Source organism: Serinicoccus chungangensis (genome assembly GCF_006337125.1).
Lineage (GTDB): Bacteria > Actinomycetota > Actinomycetes > Actinomycetales > Dermatophilaceae > Ornithinicoccus > Ornithinicoccus chungangensis.
This window is the reverse complement of sequence record NZ_CP040887.1, coordinates 2,209,638-2,223,502: the sequence shown is the minus strand read 5'-3', so window position 1 is coordinate 2,223,502 and position 13,865 is coordinate 2,209,638. Positions and strand designations below refer to the sequence as shown.

Genomic DNA, 13,865 nt, shown 5'->3' with positions numbered 1-13,865 from the left:
GGTATGCGGGTGAGCGAGTTCTGGGACCTCGTCGAGCAGGAGTTCGGCTCCGGCTACGGCGCCGTCGTGACGCGGACCCAGTCCCTGGGGAGCCTCGGGGGTCGTACCGCCGACGAGGCGCTCGAGCAGGGGGAGTCCGCCCGGCGGGTGTGGGAGGCCATCTGCCACGACATGGACGTGCCGCCCGAGCACCACTACCTGCCGGACCCGCCCCAGCCCGAGGAGCGGTGACCCGGTGGCGACCCTGCGGCTCTACAACGTCGTCGTCGACTGCGAGGACGCCCTGGCCCAGGCCCGCTTCTGGGCCGCCGTGCTGGGTTGGGAGCTGCGCCAGCAGGAGCCCGGGTGGGCCACCGTCGGCGACCCCGACGGCCCGCAGCGGCTGGGCTTCGGACCGGTGCCGGAGGGCAAGACGGTCAAGAACCGGCTCCACCTCGACCTGCTGCCCGAGCAGGGCGTCAGCCGGGAGGCCGAGCGTGCCCGGCTCGAGGAGCTCGGCGCGCGGCTGCTGCAGACCGTGACCGAGGACGGCCTGGTCGCCCACGACGTCATGGCCGACCCCGAGGGCAACGAGTTCTGCCTGCTCGAGCCCTACCCGGGCTACTTCGGCTGACCGGAGGTCCCGGTGACGCAGCAGGACGAGGAGCGGACCCGGACCGCCTACGACACCGTGGCCGACCTCTACGCCGACACGTTCACCGCGACCGAGCCCGAGCAGCCCCTGGAGCTCGCCATGATCGACCACTTCGTGACGTCGCTGGGGGAGTCACCACGCGTGCTCGACGCCGGCTGCGGTGCCGGTCGCCTGCTGCCCCTGCTGGCGGCGCGCGGGTGCCGGCCGCAGGGGGTGGACCTCTCGCCGGGGATGGTCCGCAGGGCCCGGGCCGACCATCCGGCATACCGCTGCACCGTCGGCAGCCTCACCGACCTGGCGTTCTCCGACGACGAGTTCGACGGCGTCCTCTCCTGGTACTCCACCATCCACGCCCCGGACGCCGACCTCGACCGCGTGCTGGCGGAGATGGCGCGGGTGCTGCGGCCGGGAGGCCACCTCCTGCTGGCCTTCCAGGTCGGCGAGGGCGTGCGCGACATCGGCCCCGGCTTCGCCGCCCACGGGCTCCGGGTCACCCTCGACAGGTACCACCGCAGCGTCCTGGAGGTCGCGTCGCGCCTCGAGCGGCTCGGTATGCCGGTGACCGCCCGGCTGGAGCGCGGCCCGGTCGGCCGGGAGACGGACCCCCAGGCGGTCGTGATCGCCCGGCGACCGGTGGGCTGACCCTCGCTGAGGCGCACGGGGAGCCCGCCGCCCACGGGCACCGGGGGCCGGACACGTCGGGCCGGGTCATCGCAGTCTCGCGCTCACCCCAGTCCCACCGCTCACAACCTGCGCCGGTATGTCCGCGAGACAGGGACATAACCCACCTGGACGGACACGTCCCCGCGTCGTGGTGCGCGTGTTCCTGCTGTGACGCACGGGAATGCCTGACCCTCGCGGCTCGCGGCCGGGTCGGCCCGCGGAGCAGCGGAGGCCCGCCACGCAGCTGCGTGGGCCCGCAACGGACCGGCGTGCGCGCCAGCCCTCCGACCAGCTCTCAGACCAGGTCGCGCTCGAGCAGCACCTCGGCCAGCTGCACGGTGTTGAGGGCGGCGCCCTTGCGCAGGTTGTCGTTGGAGATGAAGAGCACCAGGCCGCGGCCGTCGGGCACCGACTGGTCCACCCGGATGCGGCCGACGTACGACGGGTCCTGGCCGGCGGCCTGCAGCGGCGTCGGCACGTCGGCGAGCTCGACACCCGGTGCGTCGGCCAGCAGCTCACGGGCCTGGTCCGGCGTGATCGGCTCGGCGAACTCGGCGTGCACCGCCAGGCTGTGCCCGGTGAAGACCGGCACCCGCACGCACGTGCCCGAGACGGCGAGGTCCGGGATGCCGAGGATCTTGCGCGACTCGGCCCGCAGCTTGATCTCCTCGGTCGTCTCGTCGTCCGCGCCGAGGTCACCGGCCATGGGCAGGACGTTGAAGGCGATGGGCGCGACGTAGACCCCCGGCCGGGGCATCGACACCGCGCCGCCGTCGTGCGTCAGCGTCTCCACCGGCACGTCGCCGCCGAGGGCGGCCCGCGCCTGGTCCGCGAGCTCGCTCACCCCGGCGAGCCCGGATCCGGAGACGGCCTGGTAGGTCGCGACCCGCAGCCGCTCGAGGCCGGCCTGCCCGTGCAGCGGCCGCAGGACCGGCATGGCCGCCATGGTGGTGCAGTTGGGGTTGGCGACGATGCGGCGCCCGCCCTCGCCCAGGGCGAGCGCGAGGTCGTCGGGGTTGACCTCGCTGACCACGAGGGGCACCGCGTCGTCCATGCGCCAGGCGGAGGAGTTGTCGACCACGACGGCGCCCGCCTCGGCGAACCGCGGCGCGTGCTCTTTCGACGCACCGCCCCCGGCCGAGAACAGCGCCACGTCGATGCCCGAGAGGTCCGCCGTCGCGACGTCCTCGACCTCGATGTCGCGCGGCACGTCATACCCGGGGGCCCCGGCCGCGGACCCCGCCCAGGCCAGCGTCGTCCCCGCGGAGCGGGCGGAGGCGAGGTAGCGCACCGAGGCGACCGGGAAGTCCCGCTCGGCGAGCAGCCGTCGCATGACCGCACCGACCTGGCCGGTGGCGCCGACGACGGCGACGTGGAGCCGCCGCCCGGCGCCGGCGTCCTGCGGCGTCCCCCGGCCCTGCTGCGCCACGGCGCTCACCGTCCCGTCCCGCCGTAGATCACGGCCTCGACCTCGGAGTCCAGGTCGAAGGCGGTGTGCACCGCACGGACCCCCGGCTCGAGGTCGGTCTGGTCGCAGATGACCGAGATCCGGATCTCCGAGGTGCTGATCATCTCGATGTTGACGCCGGCGTCCGCGAGCGCCGAGAAGAGGCGGCTCGCCACCGAGGGGTTGGACCGCATGCCCGCCCCGACGAGCGACAGCTTGCCGACGTGGCTGGTGTAGAGCACGTCGGAGAAGCCCATCTGCTCCTGCAGGTCGCGCACCGCGGCCACCGCCGTCTGACCGTCGGTCTCGGGGAGGGTGAAGGAGATATCCGACGTCTCGGCGTTGGAGGTCGAGACGTTCTGGACGATCATGTCGATCGACACGCCCGCCTCCGACACCGCGCCGATGACCGCCGCGGCGGCGCCGGGCCGGTCGGGGACGCCGACGGCGGTCACCTTGCCCAGGGACTTGTCGTGGGCGATGCCGGAGATGATGGGCTCTTCCATGGTGTCCTCCGTAAGGGGTCGCCCGACCAGGATCCAGGTGCCTTCCTGGTCGGAGAAGCTGCTGCGGACGTGCAGGGGCACCTGGAAGCGGCGGGCGTACTCCACCGCGCGCAGGTGCAGGATTTTGGCGCCGTGCGCCGCCATCTCGAGGGTCTCCTCGATGGTGATGCGGGTGACCCGCCGGGCGCTGGGCACGATCCGGGGGTCGGCCGTGTAGAGGCCGTCGACGTCGGTGTAGATCTCGCAGACGTCGGCGCCGAGCGCCGCCGCGAGGGCCACCGCCGTGGTGTCCGAGCCGCCGCGGCCGAGCGTGGTGATGTCGTCGTCGGTGGAGATGCCCTGGAAGCCGGCCACGATCGCCACCGCGCCGTCGTCGAGGGTGCGGCGCACCCGGTCGGGCTGGACGTCCAGCAGCCGGGCCCGGCCGTGCGCGGTGTCGGTGCGCATCCCGGCCTGGGCGCCGGTGTAGCTGCGGGCGGGCACCCCCAGCTGCTCGATGGCCATGGCCAGCAGGGCCATGGAGATGCGCTCGCCGGCCGAGAGGAGCATGTCCATCTCGCGCTCCGGCGGGGCGCCGGAGGCGATCTGCCCGGCGAGGTCCAGCAGGTCGTCGGTGGTGTCACCCATGGCGGAGACGACCACGGCGATGCGGTCGCCGGCGCGGTGCGCGGAGACGACGCGCTGGGCGACGCGGCGCATCGCCTCGGCGTCGGCGACGGAGGACCCGCCGAACTTCATCACGAGTAGAGCCATGGGACTTCCTGTGCAGGGGTATGACGTCACAGCCGGACGGCGGCGTCCTGACCGGGGTGCGGTGAGCCAGTCTAGGGGGCGCGCCGGGCATCTCTTGACGCCGGGGAATCCGGGCGAGCCCGGCGACCCCGCCGACCTCGCGCGCACTCGCCCTCGGGCCCGGCGGACGCCGCGGTGGTCTCCGGGGGCGAGGACGGGCATACAGTCGGAGGATGGATGACGAGGACCGGATCGCGCTGCTCATCGACTACGAGAACCTCGCGCTGGGGTGCCGCGACCACCTGGGGGTGCCCTTCGACCTGCGGCCGGTGGCCGACGCGCTCGCGGAGCGGGGCCGCGTGGTGGCGCGGCGGGCCTACGCGGACTGGTCCTACTTCGACGAGGACCGTCGCATGCTCACCCGCAACCACGTCGAGCTCATCGAGATGACCCAGCGCATGGGGGCCTCGCGCAAGAACGCCGCGGACATCAAGATGGCGGTCGACGCGGTGGAGACCGCGTACGAGCGCGACTACATCACCACCTTCGCCATCTGCACGGGGGACAGCGACTTCACCCCGCTCGTGCACAAGCTGCGCGAGCTCAACAAGCGGGTCATCGGCTTCGGCGTCCGCGACTCGACCTCGACGATGCTGCCGCCGGCGTGCGACGAGTTCCTCTACTACGACGACCTCGACGGCGTGGTGCCGGCGGACGCGGGTGAGCCGGGCGGGGCCGGCTCCTCGGGGCGCGGCAAGGGTCGCGGCCGGGGCGGCCAGGGGCGTGGCTCCTCGGGCCGGTCGAACGGGCGCGCCGAGCCCGCGCCGGAGCCGGAGGTGGACGACGTCGAGGAGATCGAGGAGGAGCCGGCCACGGACCTCGCCTCGCTGGTGGCCCAGACCGTGTCCGGGCTGCACCGCAGCTCCGGGGGAGCGGTCACCGCGTCGGTGCTGAAGCGCACCCTCGTGCGCAAGGACTCGACGTTCTCCGAGGCGGCCTACGGCTTCCGCGCCTTCGGCGAGCTGCTCGACCACCTGGCCGGGCGCGGCATCATCGAGCTGAGCCCCGGGCCGGCCAAGGGCGACCCCGAGGTGACGCTGCCCGAGGAGGGTGGGCGGCAGGAGGCGTTCGCGCTGCTGCGCCAGACGGTGGCCGAGCTGGACGACGGCTCCGGCGTCGCGCTCTCCGGGCTCAAGGACCACGTGCGGGCCCGCCGCGAGGGCTTCTCCGAGAAGCCGCTCGGGTACGGCTCGTTCCTGCAGTTCTGCAAGGGCGCCGCGGCCGCGGGTCTGGTGGAGCTCACCCGCCGCGGGACGGGGTACGTCGTCACCGTCGTCTGAGGTGCCCGCCCGGCCGGCGGCGCTGCACGACACGCGCGCGGCGCGCTGCGTGATGTCGTACAGGTTTTCGATTACGGTGTCCACATGGTGTCGCCGACCGGCACCGTCGTCCACAGATCTCGGGTGGACGGCGAGGTATGTCGGGGGTGGCGCCTAGCGTCTGACGCAGACATCGGATCGCCCACCGGGGGAGGTCCGCGGGTCGGTCGAAGGTAGGCGCGCCCGCCACGAGACGAAGGAGCACCGCATGGCACAGGCCAGCAGGACGACGACCAAGACGACCGGGGTCGACACCGACCGGTTCCGGGCCCTCGACACGGTCATGGCCCAGATCGAGAAGCAGCACGGCAAGGGCTCCGTCATGCGGCTGGGCGACGAGCAGCGTCCGCCGATCCAGGTCATCCCGACCGGCGCCATCGCCCTGGACGTCGCGCTCGGCGTGGGCGGGCTTCCCCGGGGCCGCGTCGTGGAGATCTACGGCCCGGAGAGCAGCGGCAAGACCACGGTCGCCCTGCACGCCGTGGCCAACGCCCAGAAGGGCGGCGGCATCGCCGCCTTCATCGACGCCGAGCACGCCCTGGACCCGGACTACGCCAAGAAGCTCGGCGTCGACACCGACGCCCTGCTGGTCTCCCAGCCGGACACCGGTGAGCAGGCGCTGGAGATCGCCGACATGCTGATCCGCTCCGGTGCGCTCGACATCATCGTCATCGACTCGGTGGCCGCGCTCGTGCCGCGCGCGGAGATCGAGGGCGAGATGGGGGACAGCCACGTGGGTCTGCAGGCGCGGCTCATGAGCCAGGCCCTGCGCAAGATCACCGGGGCCCTGAGCACCACCGGGACCACGGCCATCTTCATCAACCAGCTCCGCGAGAAGATCGGCGTGATGTTCGGCTCGCCGGAGACCACGACCGGTGGCAAGGCGCTGAAGTTCTACGCGTCGGTGCGCATCGACGTGCGGCGCATCGAGACCCTCAAGGACGGCACCGACGCGGTGGGCAACCGCACCCGCGCCAAGATCGTCAAGAACAAGGTGTCCCCGCCGTTCAAGCAGGCCGAGTTCGACATCCTCTACGGTCAGGGCATCTCGCGCGAGGGTGGCCTCATCGACATGGGGGTCGAGCACGGCTTCGTCCGCAAGTCCGGCGCCTGGTACACCTACGAGGGCGAGCAGATGGGCCAGGGCAAGGAGAACGCCCGCCAGTTCCTCAAGGACAACCCGGACATCTCCGACACCATCGATCGCAACATCAAGACCAAGCTCGGCATCGGCGCGGCCCCGGCCGCGGAGGACCTCCCGGCCGGCGTGGACCCGGTCACCGGTGAGGTCTCGGTCGACTTCTGATGCCCGGGGCAGACCGGCTGTCCGCGGCACGCGAGGCGCTGGCCGCGGCGGAGACCGCTGCCAGCGCCTACGGGCTGGGGTCGGCCACCTCCCGTCCGGCTGACGCCTCGGACGCGCGCGGCTCGGCCTCTGGCGGGCGGCGCGGGCCGACGGACGAGCCCGACCCGCACGCCGTCGCCCGCAAGATCGTCCTGCGCCAGCTGGCCATGGGGCCGCGAACCCGCCGCCAGCTCGAGGACAAGCTACGCGACCGCGACTGCGACCCGCAGGTGGCCGCCCGGGTGCTGGACCGGATGAGCGAGGTGGGCCTCGTCGACGACGAGGCCTACGCGGAGATGTACGTCCGGTCCAAGCAGGAGACCAAGGGGCTGGCGGCGACCGCGCTGCGCCAGGAGCTGCGGCAGAAGGGTGTCTCGGACGAGCTGGTGGACGCCACCCTGCAGGACATCGACCCCGAGCAGGAGAAGGAGCAGGCGCGAGCCCTCGTGAGACGCCGGCTGCGGTCCATGCGCGGGCTGGACCGCGAGGTCCAGACCCGGCGGCTGGCTGCCTTCCTCGCCCGCAAGGGCTACGGCGCCGGGGTGTCCTACCAGGTCATCCGGGAGGCGCTGGACGACCTGCCCGAGCACGGCAGGGACTGAGCGCCCGGAGGAGGAGGCGGCCGGAGGTCCGGGTCGTCCGGTGGCTACTCGTCCTCGCCGCGCTGCGGGTCGTCGGAGGGCTCCCACTCCACCTCGGTGAGCTCTTCGTCCTCGTCGCTCATGTAGTGCATGGCCGACTCCTCCGGGGAGTCCCAGCTCGTGGTGCGGCACTCCCGGGCGATCTCGCGGGCCTCCCCGTCCGGCCGGTGCCGGTCGGCCCACCGCGGGGACTCCTCCTGCCGCTCGCGCTGGGCGATGCTCTCCTCGTGCGACTGCTCGTCCGCGGTCACCCCGAAGGCGGAGGAGCCGACGTAGTGCTCCCCGGTCTGGTAGCCGCGGTCCAGCACGTCGCCCTCCCCGTCGAGCGTGTCCTCGGGCTGCAGCTGGTCCTCCGCGTCGACGCTCCACACCCCGAGGTCGTCACCGATGGTCTCGCGGTCGGCCTGGTCGCTCATGGCGGTGCTCCTTCGCTCGCGGCTCCTTCGCTCGCGCCTGCTCTGGCACACAGTAGCGCCGGGACGCTCCCCGCGGCAGCCCGGGCACCCGGCGTGGAGCAGACTGCGCGGTATGACCTTCGCCGTGCTCGTCATCGCCGCCGTGGCGCTGGGCGCCGCCCTGCAGCGGGTGGCCGGGATGGGGCTGGGGATGACCGTGGCCCCGGTCGCCTCGGTGCTCATCGGACCGGTGGCCGGCGTCATGGTCTCCAACGTGGCGGCGATCGTGGCGGCGGCGATCCTCGCCGTGATGCTGCGGGGGGACGTGGACTGGCGGCGCTTCCGCACCCTCGTACCCCTGCTGCTCGTGGGCTCGGTCGCCGGGGCCCTCGTCGTCCGGCATGTGTCGACGGCGGTGCTGGACGTCGTCCTCGGCGCCAGCGTGCTGGTGGCGATCACCGCGGTCGTCAGCACCCGGAACCGGCTGGCGGTGACGGGCCGGGGGGCGGTCGTCGTGTCCGGCGCGGTCGCCGGATTCATGAACACCACGTCCGGTGTCGCCGGACCGGCCATGGCGGTCTACGCCGTGGCCTCCCGCTGGGACCAGCGCTCGTTCGCGGCCACCCTGCAGCCCATCTTCCTGCTCGCCAACACCGCCTCGGTCGTCACCAAGGTCGCCGTGGGGGCCACCCCGGACGCCGGGCTCGTGCCGGCGTGGACCTGGGTCGTGCTGTGCGCCGCCGTGCCCTTGGGGATCGGGGCGGGCTCGGCGGTCAGCGGCCGGGTGAGCCTGGGCAGCGCCCGGCGGGTCGCCATCGCGGTCGCCGCCACCGGCGGCCTGGTCGCCCTGGTGCGAGGTCTGCTGGCCTGGTTCGGGTGAGTGCCGGGGCGCGTACCCTGGACCTGCGATGAGCACGACGACCAGCACCAGCACCAGGACCTACGACGTGCGCACCCACGGGTGCCAGATGAACGTCCACGACTCCGAGCGTCTCGCCGGCCTCCTCGAGACGGCCGGCTACGTCGACCTCGCGAGCCTCCCGGGGGAGCAGCGGCCCGAGGTCGCCGACGTCGTGGTCTTCAACACCTGCGCCGTCCGCGAGAACGCCGCCAACAAGCTCTACGGCAACCTGGGCCAGCTGCGGCCGGCCAAGCAGGCCAACCCCGGCATGCAGATCGCCGTGGGCGGCTGCCTGGCGCAGAAGGACCGCTCCACCATCGTCGAGCGGGCACCGTGGGTCGACGTCGTCTTCGGCACCCACAACGTCGGCTCCCTGCCGGCCCTGCTCGACCGGGCCCGGCACAACCGGGCCGCCGAGGTGGAGATCCTGGAGTCCCTGGAGACCTTCCCCTCGACGCTGCCGACCCGGCGCGACTCGGCATACTCCGCCTGGGTGTCCATCTCGGTGGGCTGCAACAACACCTGCACCTTCTGCATCGTGCCGGCGCTGCGCGGCAAGGAGAAGGACCGCCGCCCGGGCGAGATCCTCGCCGAGATCGAGGCGCTCGTCGCCCAGGGCGTCGTCGAGATCACCCTCCTGGGGCAGAACGTCAACACCTACGGCGTGGAGTTCGGCGACCGGCTGGCCTTCGGCAAGCTGCTGCGCTCCTGCGGCGAGATCGAGGGCCTGGAGCGGGTGCGCTTCACCTCACCGCACCCGGCGGCGTTCACCGACGACGTCATCACCGCGATGGCGCAGACGCCCAACGTCATGCCCAGCCTGCACATGCCGCTGCAGTCCGGCTCGGACCGGGTGCTCAAGGCGATGCGCCGGTCCTACCGCAGCGAGCGCTTCCTCGGCATCCTCGACCGGGTCCGCGAGCAGATCCCGGACGCGGCGATCACCACCGACCTCATCGTCGGCTTCCCCGGCGAGACCGAGCAGGACTTCCAGGACACCCTCGACGTCGTGCGGGCCTCGCGCTTCTCCAGCGCCTTCACCTTCCAGTACTCCATCCGCCCCGGGACGCCGGCGGCCGACATGGACGACCAGATCCCCAAGGAGGTCGTCCAGGAGCGCTTCGAGCGCCTCATCGAGGTGCAGGAGGAGGTCTCCTGGGCCGGCAACCGGGAGATCGAGGGCCGCGAGGTCGAGGTGCTCGTCGCCCCCGGGGAGGGGCGCAAGGACGCCGAGACCCAGCGTCTGTCCGGACGCGCCCGCGACAACCGCCTGGTGCACTTCGCCGTGCCGGAGGGCGCGGAGCGCCCGCGGCCCGGTGACGTGGTCGGTGTCGAGGTCACCTACGGCGCCCCCCACCACCTCGTCGCCGACTCGGGCGTCCGTGGCGGGGCGTATGCCGTGCGCCGCACCCCCGGCGGAGACGCCTGGGCCGCCCTGCAGGACGGTGGCACCCCCGGCGCGGTGAGGAAGCCCGCCGTGAGCCTCGGCATCCCCACGGTGGGTGCGCCCCGCGCGGTGCCGGCCGCCGCCGCCCCCTGCTGCCCGACGGACTGAGGGCTCAGGCCGACGGGCCGCGTCGGCCCGCTGCCTCCTCCGAGGCGTCGGCGACGCGGTCGGCCTCGGCCGCCTCCAGGGTGGCCTCCCGGGCCTCGTGGTGCTCCTCCCGGGCCTCCCTGCGCTGCTCCCGGGCGATGGCCTTCTTGTGCTCGGCCTCCATCCGGTCGACCTCGGCCAACGCCTCCGGCTTGCCGTAGAACCGCACCACGCTGTAGATCAGCAGACCGATGGCGATGGCGCTGGAGACGATCATGGTGATGGCCACCGGAGGGCCGCCGAAGAGCCACCAGCGCTCGTCCACCGGCCACCAGCCCGGGGGAGGGGGCCCGATCAGCCAGACCACGGCGACCCCCACCAGGCCCAGCGCGATGAGCGCGGACAGGACGATGCGCGGGATGGTCTCGACCCCTTCGGCGGCACCGCGCAGCGCGCGGAACTTCACCGGGTTGGTCCACCGTCGTGCCCAGGCGTACTGCGTCGACAAGATCCACAGGCCGGCGAAGGTCCCCAGCAGGCCGGGACCGGGCAGAAGCAGCATGAGGATGCCGGCGACCAGCACGATCCACCCCAGGGTCTCCAGGGCGATCCTCTTGGCGGCGGCGTTCACAAGGGACGAGCCTAGGCGAGCCGCTGCCCGCACGCGAGCCGCGGCCGTCCTGCTGGGGATCTGACGGCATACCCCTGGGGGATCTGCACCCCGTCCGTCGGGCTGTGGCAGGCTACCGCCCGTGACATGGAGCCAGGTCGACCGTGACGAGCTGCTCACCATCTCCCACCACGACCCGTTCGTGCGCTTCGCCACGAGCAACGAGATCGTGGCCGTCGCCGCGCCTGAGGGCTGGGCGTGCGTCGGGCCCTGGCGTCCCGGCTCCGGCCACTGGGGCGGGGCCGCCGTCGTCGGGTCGGGGTCGGGTGCGGGCGCCGAGACCGGCGCCCTGCAGGCGATCGTGGAGGCCGGCGGGGAGGACCTGGCGCTGGAGTGGTTCTCGACCGCGCCGGACCGTCCGCTGTCGGTGCCGGACCCCTACGCCTGCTACGGCTCGGGGCGGTGGTCGTTCCTGTGGACCGAGCAGGCCCCCGACGTCGACGCCTGCGCGCAGCTGCAGGAGCGAGGGCTCGGGGTCGAGGAGCTGGCCGACCGCGACGACGCCGCGGCGATCGAGGCCTTCGCCACGGCGCACAGCGACGGGCGCTACCTCGGGTTCCCCGGCTGGGGCTTCGCCACGACCTGGCTGGCGGTGCAGGACGGCGCCGAGGAGGTCGTCGCGGTCGGGGCGCTGCACGAGCTCGCCTCGGGTATGCCGCACCTCGCGGGCATCCTCGTCCGCCCGGACGTGCGCGGTCAGGGCATCGGTGAGCTGCTCACCCTGGAGCTGACCGCGCGCGCGGTGCAGGAGGCCGGGGTGGCGACCCTGGGGGTCCTCACCGACAACCTCGGTGCCGTCGCGCTCTACGAGCGCCTGGGGTATGCCGTGGCCCACCGCTTCCACACCCGTGAGCTGGCCCCGGCCACGGAGCCGGGGTAGACCCGGTCCGGTCACCGCGTCCTGGCCGGCGCCCGCCGGGCGGGCACGGTGCGAACCTACGATGGGAGGGTGAGCGCGTCGTCCCCGTCATCCTCGGCCCCCGGGCCCGACCCCCGGCCCGAGCCGCTCGGCCCGCCGACCCCGCGCCAGCTCACCGCCGGCCGGACCGCGTCGGCGCTGGTGGCGCTGGAGGCTCTGGTCGTCACCGGGTTCGCGATCTTCTACCTCGTCGAGCTGGCGCTGGGGGAGGGCCAGGACCTCATCGTCGTCATCATGTCGGTGGTGACGATGGTGGTCTTCGTCATCGGCCTGGCCTACACCTCGCTCGGCCTGCTGCGGCGGCACCCGCGCTCGCAGGCACCCGCCATCGCCTTCAACTTCCTCATGGTGCCGCTCGGCATCGCGCTGCTGCCGCTGGCGCCTTGGTGGGTCGGGGCGGGCGTGCTCGGGATGGGCGTGGCCGCCGTCGTCGCCACCTTCCTCATGGGGCGCCTCGAGGAGCGCTGACCCCGGCGGCCGTCCCTGCCCCGGCCGTCCCGGAGCGGTCCCGGCCGTCACGGATCGGTCCCGGCCGTCACGGATCGGTCCCGGCCGTTCGGGCCAGCACCTGGAGCGGCCCCCGCAGCCGGGCCGGCGCGCCGTCGCCGCAGAGAAGGTCAGGGGGCGGCCATTGAGAGCCGAGAAGGCCACTGACAGCCGACACGTCCACCGACGACCGGGTGGTCAACTGACAGCCCCTTCGAGGCGGCTGTCAGTTGACGACGTGGTGGGGAGCTGACGAAGCGGCCCTCAGTGGCGCGGGAATCCCGCGGGTCGACGGGGCGCCCGGCGGTTGGCCGCTAGCCGCTGGCGGTTGGCAGACCCGGAGGTTGGCGAGCCCGGCGGTCGGCAGGCCCGGCGGTTCGCGGCGGGCGGCAGGCCCGGCGACCGCAGTGGTCAGCAGGCCCGGCGACCGGCGTGGTCAGCCACTCGTCGCGCGCCGCCGCAGGCGCGCGAGCAGGTCCGGCTCGGCGCGGAAGTCGATGCGCCGCACCAGCCCGGACTCGACGGTGAAGTCGAAGGCGACCTGCGGCATACCCCGCAGGAACCACGCGGCCCCCGGCCGGTCCTCGACGAGCACCGGGAGCGCCGCGGCGGCACCACCGTCGAACATCCGCGCGACGGCCTCCCGGCCCTCGATGCGGGCCGGTGTGCCCACCTGCACCGCGGCGTCGTCGCCGACGACGAGCGCGTCGGGGGCCAGCAGCTCCAGCAGCCGGGCGAACTCGCCCCGCCGCGCGGCCGCCAGGAACGCGTCGACCACGACGGCGTCGGCCCGCCGGACGGGGTCCACCGGCTGCCGGACCTTGGCGCGGGCCCGGGAGGCGAGCTTGCGCGTGGCGGTCGGCGTGCGGTCGAGGATGCCGGCGATCGTCGGGAAGTCCACCCCGAAGGTGTCGTGCAGCACGAAGGCGACCCGCTCGGTCGGCGTGAGCCGGTCCAGCACCGCCTGGAGGGCGACGCCGACGGTGTCGGCGAGCGCGACGTCCTCGGCAGGGTCGGGGACGGTCTCGACCTGGCGGTCGGCCAGCGGCTCGTGCGGGTCCACCGGGCGGGGCACCCGCGCCCGCAGGCGGTCCAGGCACAGCCGCACGGTGACGGTGGTCAACCACCCGGGCAGGTTCTCGATGTCAGCGCCCTGCCCGCGCTCGTGCAGACGCAGCCAGGCGGTCTGGACCACGTCCTGTGCCTCCTCGGGGTCGCGCAGGACCTGGGTGGCGATGCGGACCAGGCGTGGCCGCTCCACCTCGAAGGCGCGGGTCTGGTCCATGAGGTCACACTTCCACGTCGGGATCCGTCACCCTCATGACGAGCGCGGGCACCGACGTGTGACCGCACGACCGAGAGGACCGGAGATGAAGACCATGACCTGCCGCCAGCTGGGCGGCCCGTGCGACCTGGCCCACCGCGGTGAGAACGCCGACGAGGTGATCAACGCCCAGGACCAGCACCTCAAGGACGCGGTCGCGGCGGGCGATGCCGCGCACGAGCAGGCGAACGCCGACATGCGCGGTCGCTGGAAGCGGCCGGCCACGTCGCTGGGGTGGTACCTCGGCATGAAGAAGCAGTTCGCCGCCCTGCCGGAGGACTGAGCGGGC

Annotated in this window: 16 protein-coding genes; 11 read left to right on the top strand and 5 right to left on the bottom strand. The window is 73.4% G+C overall.

The window, feature by feature from the left end; all coding sequences use genetic code 11:
- Positions 1-3 precede the first annotated feature (3 nt).
- The 3 genes from FHD63_RS10145 to FHD63_RS10135 are packed head-to-tail and all read left to right on the top strand — an operon-like array spanning position 4 to position 1,276.
- The gene (locus tag FHD63_RS10145) at positions 4-231 is read left to right on the top strand and encodes a DUF3046 domain-containing protein (protein WP_139721957.1); all 228 of its coding nucleotides are present in this window, start codon (positions 4-6) and stop codon (positions 229-231) included.
- Between the two features lie 4 nt (positions 232-235).
- Complete coding sequence (locus FHD63_RS10140; RefSeq protein ID WP_238705617.1) at positions 236-613, top strand: VOC family protein; 378 nt, start codon at positions 236-238, stop codon at positions 611-613.
- A gap of 12 nt (positions 614-625) precedes the next feature.
- On the top strand, positions 626-1,276 hold the full coding sequence (locus FHD63_RS10135) for a class I SAM-dependent methyltransferase (protein ID WP_238705616.1): 651 nt from the start codon (positions 626-628) through the stop codon (positions 1,274-1,276).
- 316 nt (positions 1,277-1,592) lie between these two features.
- Here FHD63_RS10135 and FHD63_RS10130 read toward each other — a convergent pair whose 3' ends face one another.
- Positions 1,593-2,726 (bottom strand): aspartate-semialdehyde dehydrogenase, encoded by a 1,134-nt coding sequence (locus FHD63_RS10130; protein WP_139721956.1) that lies wholly within the window; start codon positions 2,724-2,726, stop codon positions 1,593-1,595.
- 5 nt (positions 2,727-2,731) lie between these two features.
- Positions 2,732-4,003 (bottom strand): aspartate kinase, encoded by a 1,272-nt coding sequence (locus FHD63_RS10125; protein WP_139721955.1) that lies wholly within the window; start codon positions 4,001-4,003, stop codon positions 2,732-2,734.
- 212 nt (positions 4,004-4,215) lie between these two features.
- Between FHD63_RS10125 and FHD63_RS10120 the strand changes: the two genes are divergently transcribed.
- The 3 genes from FHD63_RS10120 to FHD63_RS10110 all read left to right on the top strand — a co-directional run bounded on the left by FHD63_RS10120 (position 4,216) and on the right by FHD63_RS10110 (position 7,308).
- On the top strand, positions 4,216-5,322 hold the full coding sequence (locus FHD63_RS10120; protein WP_139721954.1) for an NYN domain-containing protein: 1,107 nt from the start codon (positions 4,216-4,218) through the stop codon (positions 5,320-5,322).
- Between the two features lie 322 nt (positions 5,323-5,644).
- Positions 5,645-6,667: a recombinase RecA gene (recA, locus tag FHD63_RS10115; protein ID WP_420853131.1), complete on the top strand. Its 1,023-nt coding sequence runs from the start codon at positions 5,645-5,647 to the stop codon at positions 6,665-6,667.
- A complete protein-coding gene (locus FHD63_RS10110) occupies positions 6,667-7,308 on the top strand; it encodes a regulatory protein RecX (RefSeq protein WP_139721952.1) in 642 nt (213 codons plus the stop codon). Before recA ends, FHD63_RS10110 begins: the two co-directional genes overlap by 1 nt.
- Positions 7,309-7,352: 44 nt before the next feature.
- Here the strand turns inward: FHD63_RS10110 and FHD63_RS10105 are convergent, their stop codons facing one another.
- Positions 7,353-7,763, bottom strand: a complete 411-nt coding sequence (locus FHD63_RS10105; RefSeq protein ID WP_139721951.1) for a hypothetical protein — start codon at positions 7,761-7,763, stop codon at positions 7,353-7,355.
- 112 nt (positions 7,764-7,875) lie between these two features.
- Between FHD63_RS10105 and FHD63_RS10100 the strand changes: the two genes are divergently transcribed.
- Entirely contained in the window at positions 7,876-8,622 is a 747-nt protein-coding gene (locus FHD63_RS10100) for a sulfite exporter TauE/SafE family protein (protein ID WP_139721950.1), read from the top strand.
- Between the two features lie 28 nt (positions 8,623-8,650).
- Entirely contained in the window at positions 8,651-10,198 is a 1,548-nt protein-coding gene (gene miaB / locus FHD63_RS10095; RefSeq protein ID WP_139721949.1) for a tRNA (N6-isopentenyl adenosine(37)-C2)-methylthiotransferase MiaB, read from the top strand.
- Between the two features lie 4 nt (positions 10,199-10,202).
- Here the strand turns inward: miaB and FHD63_RS10090 are convergent, their stop codons facing one another.
- Positions 10,203-10,808 (bottom strand): PGPGW domain-containing protein, encoded by a 606-nt coding sequence (locus FHD63_RS10090; protein ID WP_238705615.1) that lies wholly within the window; start codon positions 10,806-10,808, stop codon positions 10,203-10,205.
- 121 nt (positions 10,809-10,929) lie between these two features.
- Between FHD63_RS10090 and FHD63_RS10085 the strand changes: the two genes are divergently transcribed.
- Together FHD63_RS10085 and FHD63_RS10080 are read left to right on the top strand one after the other, a co-directional pair.
- On the top strand, positions 10,930-11,727 hold the full coding sequence (locus FHD63_RS10085) for a GNAT family N-acetyltransferase (RefSeq protein ID WP_139721947.1): 798 nt from the start codon (positions 10,930-10,932) through the stop codon (positions 11,725-11,727).
- 69 nt (positions 11,728-11,796) lie between these two features.
- The gene (locus FHD63_RS10080; RefSeq protein WP_139721946.1) at positions 11,797-12,234 is read left to right on the top strand and encodes a hypothetical protein; all 438 of its coding nucleotides are present in this window, start codon (positions 11,797-11,799) and stop codon (positions 12,232-12,234) included.
- Positions 12,235-12,688: 454 nt separating this feature from the next.
- Here FHD63_RS10080 and FHD63_RS10075 read toward each other — a convergent pair whose 3' ends face one another.
- Entirely contained in the window at positions 12,689-13,537 is an 849-nt protein-coding gene (locus FHD63_RS10075) for a sigma-70 family RNA polymerase sigma factor (RefSeq protein ID WP_139721945.1), read from the bottom strand.
- An 85-nt stretch (positions 13,538-13,622) separates the two neighbouring features.
- Between FHD63_RS10075 and FHD63_RS10070 the strand changes: the two genes are divergently transcribed.
- Complete coding sequence (locus FHD63_RS10070) at positions 13,623-13,859, top strand: DUF1059 domain-containing protein (RefSeq protein WP_139721944.1); 237 nt, start codon at positions 13,623-13,625, stop codon at positions 13,857-13,859.
- Positions 13,860-13,865: the final 6 nt, after the last annotated feature.